This window comes from Streptomyces sp. Y2F8-2 (genome assembly GCF_014905555.1).
Taxonomy (GTDB): Bacteria; Actinomycetota; Actinomycetes; order Streptomycetales; family Streptomycetaceae; genus Streptomyces; species Streptomyces cynarae.
Map to the genome: position 1 here is coordinate 253,599 of NZ_BNGS01000003.1, position 13,402 is coordinate 267,000.

At 72.1% G+C, this 13,402-nt stretch carries 17 protein-coding genes; 15 read left to right on the top strand and 2 right to left on the bottom strand.

Annotated elements, in window-relative coordinates; genetic code table 11:
- Nucleotides 1-100 precede the first annotated feature (100 nt).
- On the top strand, nucleotides 101-829 hold the full coding sequence (locus SY2F82_RS11195; protein ID WP_200418850.1) for an SDR family oxidoreductase: 729 nt from the start codon (nucleotides 101-103) through the stop codon (nucleotides 827-829).
- A 142-nt stretch (nucleotides 830-971) separates the two neighbouring features.
- Here SY2F82_RS11195 and SY2F82_RS11200 read toward each other — a convergent pair whose 3' ends face one another.
- Nucleotides 972-1,145, bottom strand: a complete 174-nt coding sequence (locus SY2F82_RS11200) for a CsbD family protein (protein WP_200418851.1) — start codon at nucleotides 1,143-1,145, stop codon at nucleotides 972-974.
- 211 nt (nucleotides 1,146-1,356) lie between these two features.
- Here SY2F82_RS11200 and SY2F82_RS11205 point away from each other — a divergent pair, with 211 nt between their 5' ends.
- From SY2F82_RS11205 to SY2F82_RS11235, 7 genes are all read left to right on the top strand, one after another.
- Nucleotides 1,357-1,524 (top strand): hydrophobic protein, encoded by a 168-nt coding sequence (locus SY2F82_RS11205; protein WP_200418852.1) that lies wholly within the window; start codon nucleotides 1,357-1,359, stop codon nucleotides 1,522-1,524.
- 309 nt (nucleotides 1,525-1,833) lie between these two features.
- Nucleotides 1,834-2,205 (top strand): holo-ACP synthase, encoded by a 372-nt coding sequence (locus SY2F82_RS11210; protein ID WP_200418853.1) that lies wholly within the window; start codon nucleotides 1,834-1,836, stop codon nucleotides 2,203-2,205.
- Nucleotides 2,206-2,290: 85 nt separating this feature from the next.
- Entirely contained in the window at nucleotides 2,291-3,724 is a 1,434-nt protein-coding gene (locus SY2F82_RS11215) for an NAD(P)H-hydrate dehydratase (protein ID WP_200418854.1), read from the top strand.
- Between the two features lie 209 nt (nucleotides 3,725-3,933).
- Nucleotides 3,934-5,097: an alanine racemase gene (alr, locus tag SY2F82_RS11220; protein WP_200418855.1), complete on the top strand. Its 1,164-nt coding sequence runs from the start codon at nucleotides 3,934-3,936 to the stop codon at nucleotides 5,095-5,097.
- Nucleotides 5,098-5,165: 68 nt separating this feature from the next.
- Nucleotides 5,166-6,398, top strand: coding sequence for an alpha/beta fold hydrolase (locus tag SY2F82_RS11225; RefSeq protein ID WP_200418856.1), 1,233 nt, complete (start codon nucleotides 5,166-5,168; stop codon nucleotides 6,396-6,398).
- Nucleotides 6,367-6,894, top strand: a complete 528-nt coding sequence (gene tsaE, locus SY2F82_RS11230; RefSeq protein WP_103837516.1) for a tRNA (adenosine(37)-N6)-threonylcarbamoyltransferase complex ATPase subunit type 1 TsaE — start codon at nucleotides 6,367-6,369, stop codon at nucleotides 6,892-6,894. The genes SY2F82_RS11225 and tsaE overlap by 32 nt, the downstream gene beginning before the upstream one ends.
- A gap of 150 nt (nucleotides 6,895-7,044) precedes the next feature.
- Nucleotides 7,045-7,227 (top strand): hypothetical protein, encoded by a 183-nt coding sequence (locus SY2F82_RS11235; protein WP_200418857.1) that lies wholly within the window; start codon nucleotides 7,045-7,047, stop codon nucleotides 7,225-7,227.
- Between the two features lie 87 nt (nucleotides 7,228-7,314).
- On the opposite strand, the gene SY2F82_RS11240 is transcribed toward SY2F82_RS11235, so the two are convergent.
- Nucleotides 7,315-7,869 (bottom strand): hypothetical protein, encoded by a 555-nt coding sequence (locus SY2F82_RS11240; protein ID WP_200418858.1) that lies wholly within the window; start codon nucleotides 7,867-7,869, stop codon nucleotides 7,315-7,317.
- 123 nt (nucleotides 7,870-7,992) lie between these two features.
- Between SY2F82_RS11240 and tsaB the strand changes: the two genes are divergently transcribed.
- The 7 genes from tsaB to SY2F82_RS11275 all read left to right on the top strand — a co-directional run bounded on the left by tsaB (nucleotide 7,993) and on the right by SY2F82_RS11275 (nucleotide 13,363).
- A complete protein-coding gene (gene tsaB, locus SY2F82_RS11245; RefSeq protein WP_200418859.1) occupies nucleotides 7,993-8,646 on the top strand; it encodes a tRNA (adenosine(37)-N6)-threonylcarbamoyltransferase complex dimerization subunit type 1 TsaB in 654 nt (217 codons plus the stop codon).
- Nucleotides 8,647-8,654: 8 nt separating this feature from the next.
- Entirely contained in the window at nucleotides 8,655-9,185 is a 531-nt protein-coding gene (gene rimI, locus SY2F82_RS11250) for a ribosomal protein S18-alanine N-acetyltransferase (protein ID WP_200419410.1), read from the top strand.
- The gene (gene tsaD / locus SY2F82_RS11255) at nucleotides 9,178-10,275 is read left to right on the top strand and encodes a tRNA (adenosine(37)-N6)-threonylcarbamoyltransferase complex transferase subunit TsaD (protein WP_200418860.1); all 1,098 of its coding nucleotides are present in this window, start codon (nucleotides 9,178-9,180) and stop codon (nucleotides 10,273-10,275) included. Before rimI ends, tsaD begins: the two co-directional genes overlap by 8 nt.
- Nucleotides 10,272-10,529, top strand: a complete 258-nt coding sequence (locus SY2F82_RS11260) for a hypothetical protein (protein ID WP_200418861.1) — start codon at nucleotides 10,272-10,274, stop codon at nucleotides 10,527-10,529. Before tsaD ends, SY2F82_RS11260 begins: the two co-directional genes overlap by 4 nt.
- A 72-nt stretch (nucleotides 10,530-10,601) precedes the next feature.
- Nucleotides 10,602-11,651 carry a LacI family DNA-binding transcriptional regulator gene (locus SY2F82_RS11265; protein ID WP_200418862.1) on the top strand — a complete coding sequence of 350 codons (1,050 nt, stop codon included), beginning with the start codon at nucleotides 10,602-10,604 and terminating at the stop codon, nucleotides 11,649-11,651.
- Between the two features lie 149 nt (nucleotides 11,652-11,800).
- Entirely contained in the window at nucleotides 11,801-12,886 is a 1,086-nt protein-coding gene (locus SY2F82_RS11270) for an LCP family protein (RefSeq protein WP_200418863.1), read from the top strand.
- Nucleotides 12,887-13,006: 120 nt separating this feature from the next.
- Complete coding sequence (locus tag SY2F82_RS11275; RefSeq protein WP_200418864.1) at nucleotides 13,007-13,363, top strand: YciI family protein; 357 nt, start codon at nucleotides 13,007-13,009, stop codon at nucleotides 13,361-13,363.
- Nucleotides 13,364-13,402 lie beyond the last annotated feature (39 nt).

The following is a 13,402-nucleotide window of genomic DNA, read 5'->3' on the forward strand; positions in this document are numbered from 1 at the left end:
GTATAGTCCCGGACAGATCTTGTCCGAGTTTGGCGCATGGCACGCCCAGGTATGGGTTCATATGCCATATTGCGGACATGTAGCCGACGAAAGGCGTGTCATGAAGTTCGCAGTCATCGGGGGCACCGGGTTGATCGGGTCACAGGTCGTCAAGGACCTGAACGCCGCCGGGCACCAGGCGGTACCGCACTCGCAGTCCACCGGGGTCGACGTCATCAGCGGCCAGGGGCTGGACGCGGCGGTGGCGGGAGCCGACGTCGTCGTCAACCTGACGAACTCCCCGACCTTCGACGAGGCCTCCCCGGCGTTCTTCCAGATCTCGATGGACAACCTTCTGGCCGCGGCCCGCAAGGGCGGCGTCGGCCACTTCGTCATCCTCTCGATCGTCGGCGTGGACCAGGTGCCGGAGCTGGACTACTACCGGGCCAAGGTGCTCCAGGAGAACATCCTCGCGGCCGGGCCGATCCCCTACTCGATCGTCCGGGCGACGCAGTTCATGGAGTTCATGGACGCCGTCATGTCCTGGACCGCAGAAGGCGACACTGTGCGGCTGCCCGCCACGCCGATCCAGCCGATCGCCTCGAAGGACGTGGCCGCAGCGGTGGCGGAGGTGGCCGCGGGCGCCCCGCTGAACGGCATTCGCAACATCGCCGGACCCGAGATCTTCGACCTGGACGAGCTGGGCCGGATCACCCTGTCCCACAAGGGTGACAGCCGCACCGTCGTCACCGACCCCACCGCCGGCATGTTCGCCGTCGTCAAGGGCGACGTCCTCACCGACAGGGACGCCCACCTCGCCCCCACCCGCTACACCGACTGGCTCTCCTGATCCCCCGCGGGACAACTCGGCGCCATTCGGCGACCATTCAGCGAGAACCAATGACGAGAACCAATGAGGGTGAAAAGAAAAAAGAACGGCAGGTCCGGGCACCCCATTCGGTGTGAGTGCCCGAACCTGCCGAGAGCGGGGCTCAGTGCCGGAAGACGTCCTTGGTCTTCTCCTTGGCCTCGCGGGCGTCGCCGCGCGCCTGCTCCATTCGGCCCTCGGCCTCCATGCGCTCGTTGCCGACGGTGCGGCCGACGGACTCCTTGACCTTGCCCTTGGCCTGCTCAGTCTTGGCCTGCGCCTTCTGGTTCTCAGCCATGGGTGTCACATCCCTACGTCGTCACTGAGTTCGGTGACGTTCGGATTGCCCCCGTCGTAACGCCCAAACCTCGCAGTAATACGCTGTGCCGTGCACGAGGATTCACGGCGAACCAATCAGAATTCCACTGAAGGCCTCGAAGGAAACCCGAGTTCTTCGGTGCATGCCGAGCCGTCGGCGGGGAACTCGTTCGGCCGGAGGTTGATGAAACATGGTTCCCTTGCTTCTGGTTCTTCTTCTGGCCCTCGTCCTTTTCGGTGCGGGCTTCGCCTTGAAGGCGCTGTGGTGGCTTGCCGTCATCGTGCTGGCGGTGTGGCTGCTGGGCTTCGTCGTCCGCCCGGCGAGTGGCGGTCGACGGGGTCGCTGGTACCGCTGGTAGCGGCGCGCGTCGACGCGTCGCGTAGGGCCCCGGCCGTGTCCGGGGCCCTACGCGTGTCCGCCGACGTGTGTCCGCCGACGGGCCTGTCGTCCGCTCGGTCGTCACATACGAGTGGAAAGGGTGAAAAGGTGCGTACGTTCCTGCTGCGAGGGCATCCGTGGCCCGTCGGGCGCCGGTGCGCAACCGGAACCAGCGGCCTCCAACCCGGCGCCCGGCCCTCGGGCCCCGTCTGACGAAGGGTCGTCGTGCGAGGCCAGGCCCCTTCGTCGCATGGCCAAGGAGCGGTCGGGGCCGCATAGGGTGCCCCGCATGAGCATCATCGGAGTCGGCATCGACGTGGCCGAGATCGATCGCTTCCGGGCCGCCCTGGAACGCACCCCCGGGCTGGCCGAACGGCTCTTCCTGGAGCGCGAGTTGCTGCTGCCTGGCGGTGAGCGGCGCGGGATCGCCTCGCTGGCCGCGCGGTTCGCGGCGAAGGAGGCGGTGGCCAAGGCGCTCGGCGCGCCGGGCGGGCTGCACTGGACCGACGCCGAGGTGTACGTCGAGGACAGCGGTCAGCCCCGGCTGCGCGTGTCGGGCACGGTCGCGGCCCGCGCGGCCGAACTCGGCGTGAAGTTCTGGCATGTGTCGCTCAGCCACGACGCGGGTGTCGCCTCGGCGGTGGTCGTCGCCGAGGGATAGCGTGCGATCCCGGCCCTCGGGGCGGGGCCGGACAACTCCCGCGCCCTCCGTCATGGTGTGAGCGCGGTGGGGGAGACTCGGCCGTATGCGTACTGCGTACAGCGTGGAGACGGTGAGGACGGCCGAGCGTGCGCTCATGGCCCGGCTTCCGGACGGGGCGCTCATGCAGCGCGCCGCCGCCGGACTGGCCGCGGCCTGCGCCCAGTTGCTGGGGCGGGTGTACGGCAGCCGGGTGGTGCTGCTGGTCGGCAGCGGGGACAACGGCGGCGACGCCCTGTACGCCGGGGCTCGGCTCGCCCGGCGCGGGGCCGGCGTGACGGCGGTACTGCTGTCGCCCGAGAGGACCCACCAGGGCGGGCTCGCGGCCCTTCGCAGGGCGGGCGGTACGGTGGCGGACCCCTCTGACGCCGCCGAGGAGGCGGTCCGGGCCGCCGACCTCGTCGTCGACGGGATCGTCGGGATCGGCGGCAAGGGCGGGCTCCGGCCCGACGCCGCACGGCTCGCCGCGCTCGCCGGCGCCTCGCGCGCGGTCGTCGTCGCCGTGGACCTGCCGAGCGGTGTCGAGGCCGACAGCGGACAGGTGCGGGGGGACGCCGTACGGGCGGATCTCACCGTGACGTTCGGCACGCACAAGCCGGCGCTGCTCATCGATCCTGCGCGGGAGTACGCCGGTTCCGTACGGCTCGTCGACATCGGGCTCGAACTGCCCGAGCAGGCCGAGCTGGAGGCGTTGCAGCACGCGGACGTGGCCGCGCTGCTGCCGGTGCCGCCGGCCGAGAGCGACAAGTACCGGCGGGGCGTCGTCGGCATCGCCGCCGGGTCCGCGCGCTATCCCGGAGCGGCCGTGCTCGCGGTCTCGGGGGCGCTGCGCGGCGGGGCCGGGGCCGTGCGGTACGTGGGGCCCGCCGGGAGCGCGGTGATCGCCCGCTTCCCGGAGACGCTGATCTCCGACCGGGGGCCCGCCAGGGCCGGACGGGTGCAGGCCTGGGTGGTCGGTCCGGGCGCGGGCGACGACGCGGCGACCGTGGCCGAGGTGCTGGAGGCGGACGTACCCGTCCTCGTCGACGCGGACGGGCTCAGGCTGGCCGACCGGGACGCCGTACGCGCCCGTACGGCGCCGACGCTGATGACCCCGCACGCGGGCGAGGCCGCCGCACTGCTCGGCGTGGCGCGCGAGGAGGTCGAGGGCGCGCGGCTCGCGGCGGTACGGGAGCTGGCGTCCCGCTACCGGGCGACCGTCCTCCTCAAGGGCTCGACGACGCTGGTGGCGGACCCCGACGGCGGCCCGGTACGCGTGAACGCCACCGGCACCCCGTGGCTGGCGACCGCGGGCAGCGGAGACGTGCTGTCCGGCCTGGCGGGGTCGCTTCTCGCGGCCGGCCTCTCGGCCCGGGACGCGGCGAGCGTGGCGGCGTACCTGCACGGCCTGGCGGGCCGCTACGCCGCGGACGGCGCGCCGGCGGGGGCGCACGACGTGGCCGGCGCCATCCCCGAGGCGTGGCGGGACGTGCGGGGCTGAGCGGGTGGGCCCCGATGGGCCCTGGGGAGCCCTGAATGGGCGTGGACGGCCCTGGCTGGGCGTGCACCGGCCCGAATGGCGTGCATGGGCCGGGCCTGGTCCGGACCAGGCCCGGACCAGGCCCGGTTGAGGGACACCGGCCGCCGGAACGCTACCCGCCGGTACCGTCGTCCCCGTGCCGTCCGGCCCCTCTGAGACACTGGGGCGCGATGGAACGAATCGAGACAGCACCCCTGCGCGCCCGCGCCGAGATCGATCTGGCGGCCCTGCGGGCGAACGTGCGTGCCCTGCGCGCCCTCGCGCCCGGCTCGGCCCTGATGGCCGTCGTGAAGTCGGACGCGTACGGCCACGGGGCCGTTCCGTGCGCCCGCGCGGCCCTCGAAGCCGGCGCCGAGTGGCTCGGCACGGCCACGCCCGAGGAGGCCCTCGCGCTGCGCGAGGCAGGAGTGCCAGGCCGCGTCCTGTGCTGGCTATGGACCCCCGGCGGTCCCTGGCAGCGTGCCGTCGAGGCCGACATCGACGTGTCCGTCAGCGGCCTGTGGGCCCTCGACGAGGTGCGCGAGGCGGCCGCCGCCGCGGGCGTGCCCGCCCGGGTCCACCTCAAGGCCGACACCGGCCTGGGCAGGAACGGCTGCCAGCCCGGCGACTGGCCGGAACTCGTCGCCGAGGCCCTGCGCGCCCAGGCCGACGGCCTGGTCACCGTCGTCGGCCTGTGGTCCCACTTCGCCTGCGCCGACGAACCCGGCCACCCCTCCGTCCAGGCCCAACTGGCCCGCTTCCGCGAGATGGTGGCGTACGCCGAGCAGCAGGGCGTGCGCCCCGAGGTGCGGCACATCGCCAACTCGCCCGCCACGCTGACCCTGCCCGAGGCCCACTTCGACCTCGTACGCACCGGAATCGCGATGTACGGCATCTCACCGAGCCCCGAACTCGGCACCCCCGCCGACCTCGGACTGCGCCCGGTGATGACCCTCAAGGCCTCGCTCGCCCTGGTCAAGCAGGTTCCCGGCGGCCACGGCGTCAGTTACGGCCATCTGTACACCACCCCCGGCGCCACCACCCTCGGCCTGGTCCCGGTCGGCTACGCGGACGGCATCCCACGCCACGCCTCCGGTACGGGACCGGTCCTGGTCGACGGCAAGCTGCGCACCGTCGCGGGCCGGATCGCCATGGACCAGTTCGTGGTGGACCTGGGCGGCGACGAGCCCCCGCCCGGCACCGAGGCGGTCCTCTTCGGCCCCGGCGACCGGGGCGAACCCACCGCCGAGGACTGGGCGCAGGCGGCCGGAACCATCGCTTACGAAATCGTGACCCGGATCGGAACCCGCGTCCCGCGCGTCTACGTAAAGGTGAACGCGGAACAAGATGGGTAATCCACACGGGTGAGCCGGGGCAGACGTACGGCTGAACGAGCGGGGGCCCCGGCACGAAGGAGCGGGACGTGAGCGAGAGCAGCGCGGAGACGGCGGGAGCCGTCGTGGGCGCGACCGCCGCTGCCGCCGGCAACTGGCGTCTCGCCGGTCTCGCCGGCGCCGCGATAGGCGTGGTCGCGGCGGGTGCCGCGGCCGGCGTCGCGATCGAGCGGATGACGGTCGGCCGCGGTATGCGCAGGAAGGCCCGGCTGGCCCTCGACTCGGCGGGGCCGTACGGCACCCTCCGCGGCATCCCCGGCAAGGCGTACGCGGACGACGGCACCGAGCTGTACTACGAGGTCGACGACGTCGAGCGGGCGGAGAGGATCCCCGCACAGCGGCGCCGCCGGCTCTTCGGACGCAAGGCCCCGGCCCCGGTCACCGTCGTCTTCAGCCACGGCTACTGCCTCAACCAGGACTCCTGGCACTTCCAGCGGGCCGCGCTGCGCGGCGTCGTCCGTACCGTGCACTGGGACCAGCGCAGCCACGGCCGCTCCGGGCGGGGCATGGCGCAGGCCGACGGCACACCGGTCTCCATAGACCAGCTCGGACGCGACCTGAAGGCCGTGATCGACGCGGCCGTGCCCGAGGGGCCGATCGTGCTCGTCGGCCACTCCATGGGCGGCATGACGGTCATGGCCCTCGCCGACCAGTACCCGGAACTGATCCGCGACCGGGTCGTCGGCGTCGCCCTCGTGGGTACGTCGTCCGGGCGGCTCGGTGAGGTCAACTTCGGACTGCCCGTCGCTGGCGTCAACGCGATACGCCGCATCCTGCCCGGAGTGCTGAGAGCGCTCGGGCAGCAGGCCGAGCTGGTGGAGAAGGGGCGCAGGGCCACCGCCGACCTGTTCGCGGGGATCATCAAGCGGTACTCGTTCGCGTCCCGGGACATCGATCCGGCCGTCGCCCGGTTCGCCGAGCGGATGATCGAGAGCACGCCGATCGACGTGGTCGCCGAGTTCTACCCGGCCTTCACCGACCACGACAAGACCGAGGCGCTCGCCCGATTCGCCGACCTCCCGGTGCTCGTCCTCGCCGGAGTGCAGGACCTCGTCACCCCCAGCGAGCACAGCGAGGCGATCGCCGACCTGCTGCCGGACGCCGAGCTCGTGCTCGTCCCGGACGCCGGGCACCTGGTGATGCTGGAGCACCCCGAGGTCGTCACCGACCGCCTCGCCGACCTCCTGATGCGCTCGGGAGCGGTCCCCGCAGGGGCTACCGTGGGGGGCTATGGAAGCACCAGCACCGCACAGCCCGGCTGAGGCCCCCACGCCGGGCGTCACCGTCGAGCTCACCGTCACCTCCCCCGAACAGATGCAGGAACTGGGGCGCCGGCTGGCCAAGCTGCTGCGCGCCGGCGACCTCGTGCTGCTGAACGGCGAGCTGGGCGCGGGCAAGACCACGCTGACCCGCGGGCTCGGCGAGGGCCTGGGGGTACGGGGGGCGGTCACCTCGCCGACCTTCGTCATCGCCCGCGTGCACCCCTCGCTCGGGGACGGCCCGCCGCTGGTCCACGTGGACGCGTACCGGCTGGGCGGCGGCCTGGAGGAGATGGAGGACCTCGACCTCGACGTCTCGCTGCCGGAGTCGGTGGTCGTCGTGGAGTGGGGCGAGGGCAAGGTCGAGGAGCTGACGGAGGACCGTCTGCACGTGACGATCCACCGGGCGGTGGGCGACACGACGGACGAGGTCCGGCATGTGACGCTCGCGGGGTTCGGGGAGCGCTGGGCGCAGGTGGATCTGGGAGCGCCCCTTTAGCAGTGCGGGATGCCTGCACCATGCGGGTAACGTCCCGACAAGGCGTCGGCAAGATATTGCGCCGCGGGCATCCGGCGTGGTCACATGGGCGGTAAGGACCGTGGTCAGGTCTGCCTAACCCTGTCGCCCCCGCGACACCAGGAGGCGTCCATGCCGGCTTCAGAACGCGACGAGGCGCAGCCGCGCGTGGTGCCCGGACCGGGCGACGTGTCGATGAAGGATCTGCTCGCGTCGTGCGCCGCGGCCAAGGCGGTCTCGACCCCGCCGAGGGACCCGGCGCCCGACAAGCCCCAGCCGGCTCCCGTGACCGAGGACCGGCGCAAGGCCGCGTAGGGCGCGGCGTCCGCTACGTGCTGCCGCTACGTGATGGCGATACGCGATGCCGATACGCGATTGGTGCCCGCCACGGGACGGCGACCACTACCTGACGACGACCACCTTCTGGTTGATCGTCGCGAACTCCCACATCGTCGTACCGTCCGCACGCGACTCGCGGATCCCGCCCAGCTTCTTGGACGCGTCCGGCTTCGGTGTCGAGCCGTCCACGGCCGCGCTGAAGCCGAACACCACGCCGTCGCTCACCGCGAACCGCACGATGTGCTCCACCTGCTTGCCGTCCGAACCGGTCCCGGCCGCGGTCCGGGACGTCACCGCGTACGTCCCAGGGGCGGGGTCCACCGACCCGGGCATCACGGTGAAGGTCCGTTCCACCTTGTTGTCCGTGTCGACCAGCCACACCCGGTCGTCGCCGAGCGAGTACACCACCCGCTCCCCGGTGCCGGAGTCCCCGGGCAGCGCCGCCGGGTTCGCCTTGTCCCGCGGGGCCTTGGGCGCGCCGGCCCCCGGCGACTTCTTCACCTGCGGCTTGCCCAGCGTGTCGGGCACGTGCGCCGACGCCTGGTAGGCGAGGAAACCGACCGCGGCGACGGCCGCCACGGTGAGCCCGGCCACGAATCCCGAGCTGCTCCTAGCCACCCTTGCCCACCTCTCGACACCGTGCACGCGCTTGCGTCGCACACCTTTGCTGTGACGGTAGCAGCAGCCGCGATGCGGACCGGCCCGGCCGTGCGAGGGGCGCGGGCGCCGTACGCTGTTTGCGTGCTCTTGCTCGCTCTGGATACCGCCACCCCCGCCGTGACCGTCGCGCTGCACGACGGCACGTCCGTCGTCGCCTCGACGAGCCAGGTCGACGCCCGGCGGCACGGGGAACTCCTGCTGCCCGCCGTCGACCGGATCCTCGCCGAGGCGGGCACCCGTCTCGACGCCGTCACCGGCGTCGTCGTCGGTGTGGGCCCCGGCCCGTACACCGGGCTGCGGGTCGGTCTGATGACCGCCGACACGTTCGGACTCGCGCTCGGTGTGCCCGTGTACGGCCTGTGCACCCTCGACGGCCTCGCGTACGCCTCCGATCTGACCGTGCCCTTCGTGGTCGCCACGGACGCACGCCGCAAGGAGGTCTACTGGGCGCGCTACGACGATGCCCGCACCCGTGTCACCGAGCCCGCCGTCGACCGTCCCGCCGAGATCACCGAGAAGGTCGCGGGCCTGCCCGCCGTCGGCGCCGGCGCACTGCTGTACCCGGACACCTTCCCGCACGTCCACGAGCCCGAGCACGTCTCGGCGGCGGCCCTCGCCTCCCTGGCCGCCGAGAAGCTCGCCCGGGGCGAGGAACTGCCCGCGCCGCGTCCGCTGTACCTGCGCCGCCCCGACGCACAGGTGCCCAAGAGCTACAAGGTGGTCACGCCGAAGTGACCGAGCCCGTGACCCCGCCCGAGACGCCCCGGCTGCGCGAGATGCGCTGGTGGGACATCGACCCCGTGCTGGAGCTGGAGAAGGACCTCTTCCCGGAGGACGCCTGGTCGCGGGGCATGTTCTGGTCCGAGCTCGCGCACTCCCGGGGCCCGGAGGCCACCCGCCGCTACGTCGTGGCCGTCGAGGGCGAGCGCATCGTCGGCTATGCGGGGCTGACCGCCCAGGGTGAGCTCGCCGACATCCAGACCATCGCCGTGGCCCGCGACCGGTGGGGCACGGGGCTCGGCGGGCGGCTGCTGACCGAGCTGCTGCGCGCCGCGACCGCGTTCGAGTGCGCCGAGGTGATGCTCGAGTGCCGGGTCGACAACGTACGCGCGCAGAAGCTGTACGAGCGCTTCGGCTTCGAGGCCATCGGGTTCAGGCGCGGCTACTACCAGCCGGGGAACGTGGACGCCCTGGTGATGCGCCTGACCACCACGCCCGACGGCGACTTCGCCGCGGGCTCCCCATCAGTACGAGGAACCGAGATCAATGGCTGACCAACCCCTGGTCCTGGGGATCGAGACGTCCTGTGACGAGACCGGTGTAGGCATCGTCCACGGGACCACCCTCCTCGCGGACGCCGTAGCGTCCAGTGTCGACGAGCACGCGCGCTACGGCGGGGTCGTCCCGGAGGTCGCGTCGCGCGCCCACCTGGAAGCGATGGTGCCGACCATCGAGCGCGCGCTGAAGGACGCGGGAGTCTCCGCGAAGGACCTCGACGGCATCGCGGTCACCGCCGGGCCGGGCCTGGCCGGCGCCCTGCTGGTCGGCGTGTCCGCGGCGAAGGCGTACGCGTACGCGCTCGGCAAGCCGCTGTACGGCGTCAACCACCTGGCCTCGCATATCTGCGTGGACCAGCTCGAGCACGGCGCGCTGCCGGAGCCGACGATGGCGCTGCTGGTCAGCGGCGGCCACTCGTCGCTGCTGCTCTCCACGGACATCACCTCGGACGTACGGCCGATGGGTTCGACGATCGACGACGCGGCAGGCGAGGCCTTCGACAAGATCGCGCGCGTGCTGAACCTCGGCTTCCCGGGCGGCCCGGTCATCGACCGGTACGCCAAGGAGGGCGACCCGGAGGCGATCGCGTTCCCGCGTGGTCTGACCGGCCCGCGCGACCCCGCGTACGACTTCTCCTTCTCCGGTCTGAAGACGGCCGTGGCCCGCTGGATCGAGGCCAGGCGCGCGGCGGGGGAGGAGGTGCCGGTCCGTGATGTGGCGGCGTCCTTCCAGGAAGCGGTGGTGGACGTGCTGACCCGCAAGGCGGTGCGCGCCTGCAAGGACCAGGGCGTCGACCATCTGATGATCGGCGGCGGCGTGGCGGCGAACTCCCGCCTGCGCGTCCTGGCCCAGGAGCGGTGCGAGGCGGCCGGTATCCGCCTGCGCGTGCCCCGCCCCAAGCTCTGCACGGACAACGGCGCGATGGTCGCCGCGCTGGGCGCGGAGATGGTCGCCCGGGGCCGTGCGTCGTCGTCCTGGGATCTGTCGGCGGACTCGTCGCTGCCGGTGACCGACCCGCATGTGCCGGGCAACTCGCACGACCACGACCACGTGCACGAGGTGAGCAAGGAGAACCTCTACTCGTGACGGTCGCGCTGATGTGGGAGGCCCGGGCGGTCGCCGGCCGGGGTGAGGACCTGCTGGCCTGGGCCCGCGCCCAGGAGCTGACGCCCCCGCCCCTGCGCCGTGAGACCTTCCGGGCACCGCAGGACCGCGTCCTCGTCATCACGTGGTGGGACGCGGAGTTCACCGCCGACCTCCCCGAACTGCCGGAGCCGGACGGCGAGTTGGTCACCCGGACGGTGCATCGGTGGCGGTTCGAGTCGGTGACGGCGGACTGACCGCCTCAACTCCCTTTCCCTGCCGAATCTTTCGGGTGGTGCGCCGAATCTTCCGGGCATACGATCCCGCCCATGACTTCCGCGCAATCCGCCGGCACGAACGGAGGGCGGCGCTCCGCGCAGACCGCCACGCTCGCCGAGATAGCCCGTGAGGCCGGGGTGTCGGCGCCCACGGTGTCCAAGGTGCTCAACGGCCGGGCCGACGTCGCCCCGGCGACCCGGGCCCGCGTCGAGGAACTGCTGCGTGCCTACGGCTACCGCCGGCGCCGGGCCGAAGCGAGCCGTGCGCCCCTGATCGACCTCGTCTTCCACGAGCTGGAGAGCGCCTGGGCGATGGAGGTCATCCGTGGGGTGGAGAACGCGGCGCGCGACGCGGGGCTGAGCGTGGTGCTGTCCGAGAGCGCGGGGCGGCTCACACCCGGCCGTACCTGGGCCGACCAGGTCGCCGCCCGCCGCCCGCACGGTGTGATCCTCGTGCTGTCCAGTCTCGACGCCTCCCAGCGTGCGCTGCTGACCAGCCGTTCCATCCCGTTCGTGGTCATGGACCCGGCGGGCGACCCGGGCGACGACGTGCCGTCCATCGGCGCCACCAACTGGCACGGCGGTCTGGCCGCGACCCGGCATCTGATCGAGCTGGGGCACACCCGGATCGGCGCGATCAGCGGGCCCGCGCGCATGATGTGCAGCCGCGCGCGGGTCGACGGCTACCGGGCGGCCCTGGAGACCGCCGGGCTGCCCGTGGATCCGGGCCTGGTCCGGACGGGGGACTTCCATCACGAGGCGGGCTACCGGCTCGGCCGTGAACTGCTGTGCCGCCCGGACCGGCCGACGGCTCTCTTCGCCGGCAACGACCTCCAGGCGCTGGGGGTCTACGAGGCGGCGCGCGAGCTGGGGTTGCGCATCCCGGAGGACCTCAGTGTGGTCGGGTTCGACGACCTGCCGGTGGCTCGCTGGGTGGGGCCGCCGTTGACGACCGTACGGCAGCCGCTCATGGAGATGGCGGAGGCGGCGGCACGGCTGGTGCTGGACCTCGGCCGTGCGGAGGCGCCCACGGCGGCGACCCGCGTCGAGCTGGCGACCAGCCTGGTGGTGCGCAGCAGCACCGGGGCGCCGACCGCGTGACCGATAGGTCCCTGCCGACCGGCAGTTGACGTACCGGCCTCCGAAACTTTCGCGCTTTTCCGCAGTGCCGTCGGGCGCAGGCGGGGCGAGAAGGTGAGATTTTCCGAAGAATGACGCTCCGCTGTCTCTGCTCGCAATAATTCGGACTTATGTTCCTCCGTGTGGCTTCGGTTGATGCACACGGGGGCGGGGACGGGGACGGGGATGGTGACGGGGGCGTGGGGAGACGCGGCGGCCGGCGGACACGGCTGATCAGATTCGTCGGCGCGGTGATCGCGTGCGGCGTCGTCCTCACGACCGCCGGGGCGGCCTGGGCGTACTGGCATCTCAACCACAACATCAAGAGCGTCGACATCGACGGCGCGCTGGGCAGCGACCGCCCGGCGCGCCCGACACCCTCGGTCTCCGCGTCCGCATCGCCCCTGCCGAGCGGCGCCCTGAACATCCTGGTCCTGGGCTCCGATTCGCGCAGCGGCAAGCAGAACGCCGCCCTCGGCGGGGGCGACATCTCGGGTGCCCGTTCGGACACGGCGATGGTGGTGCACATCGACGCGGGCCGCACGAAGGCCACCGTGGTCAGCATCCCGCGCGACACCCTCGTCACCCGGCCGTCGTGCCCGCCGGCGTCGGGCGGCAGGACGGCGGTGGCGTACGGGGTGATGTTCAACACCGCCTACGAGCTGGGCGGTCCCGTCTGTGCGGTCAAGACGGTCGAGTCGATCACACGGATCCGCATGGACCACTTTCTGGAGATCGACTTCTCGGGGTTCGCCAAGCTGGTGGACGCGCTCGGCGGCGTGACGGTGACGACGGACCAGGACATCGACGACGACAAGAGCCACCTGGACCTGAAGGCGGGCGCCCACCACCTGAACGGCACCCAGGCCCTGGCCCTGGCCCGCACCCGGTACGGCATAGGCGACGGCAGCGACCTCGGCCGCATAGCCCTCCAGCAGAAGCTGGTGAAGGCGCTGCTGGACCAGCTCGCCTCGACGGATCTGCTCACCGATCCCGCGAAGCTGTACCGGGTCGCCGACGCGACCACCGGCAGCCTGACCACGGACACGGGCCTGGACTCGCTGCCGGTGCTGACGCGTCTGGGCGAGAGCCTGAAGGGCCTGACGTCGAAGAACGTGACGACGGTGATGATGCCGGTGGTGCCCGCACCCTCGGACGCCAACCGGGTGGTGGCGAAGGAACCGGAGGCGAGCGAGCTGTGGGCGTCGCTGCGGTGAGAACGGCCCGGAAAAAAATCATCGAAGAAAATCGCGGGACGTGTCGATCCCCGGCGCGGTCGTTCGACGTAAGGGGTGTGAGGCCGGGAACAGCCCGGCCGCCGTACCCGAGGAGTCACCATGCCGCGTTTCCTGTCGATCGTGCGCGTCGACGAGACCACCGCGCCCGCTGAGGGCCCCAGCCCCGAGCTGATGCAGCGCATGGGTGAGCTGATCGAGGAGATCACCAAGGCCGGGGTCATGCTCGACACCGCCGGGCTCACGCCGGCCGCCCAGGGCGCCCGGGTGCGCTGGGAGGGCGGGAAACTCTCCGTCACGGACGGCCCGTTCACCGAGTCGAAGGAGGTCATCGGCGGCTACGCGCTCATGCAGTGCAAGGACAGGGCCGAGGCGATCGAGTGGGCCAAGCGGTTCGTGAAGGTGCACGAGGAGTACTGGACGATCACCTGTGAGGTCCGGGAGATCGCCGAGGCGTGAGGGCCGCTTTGCGTCCGCGCGCCGAGGGTGTTGCATGGT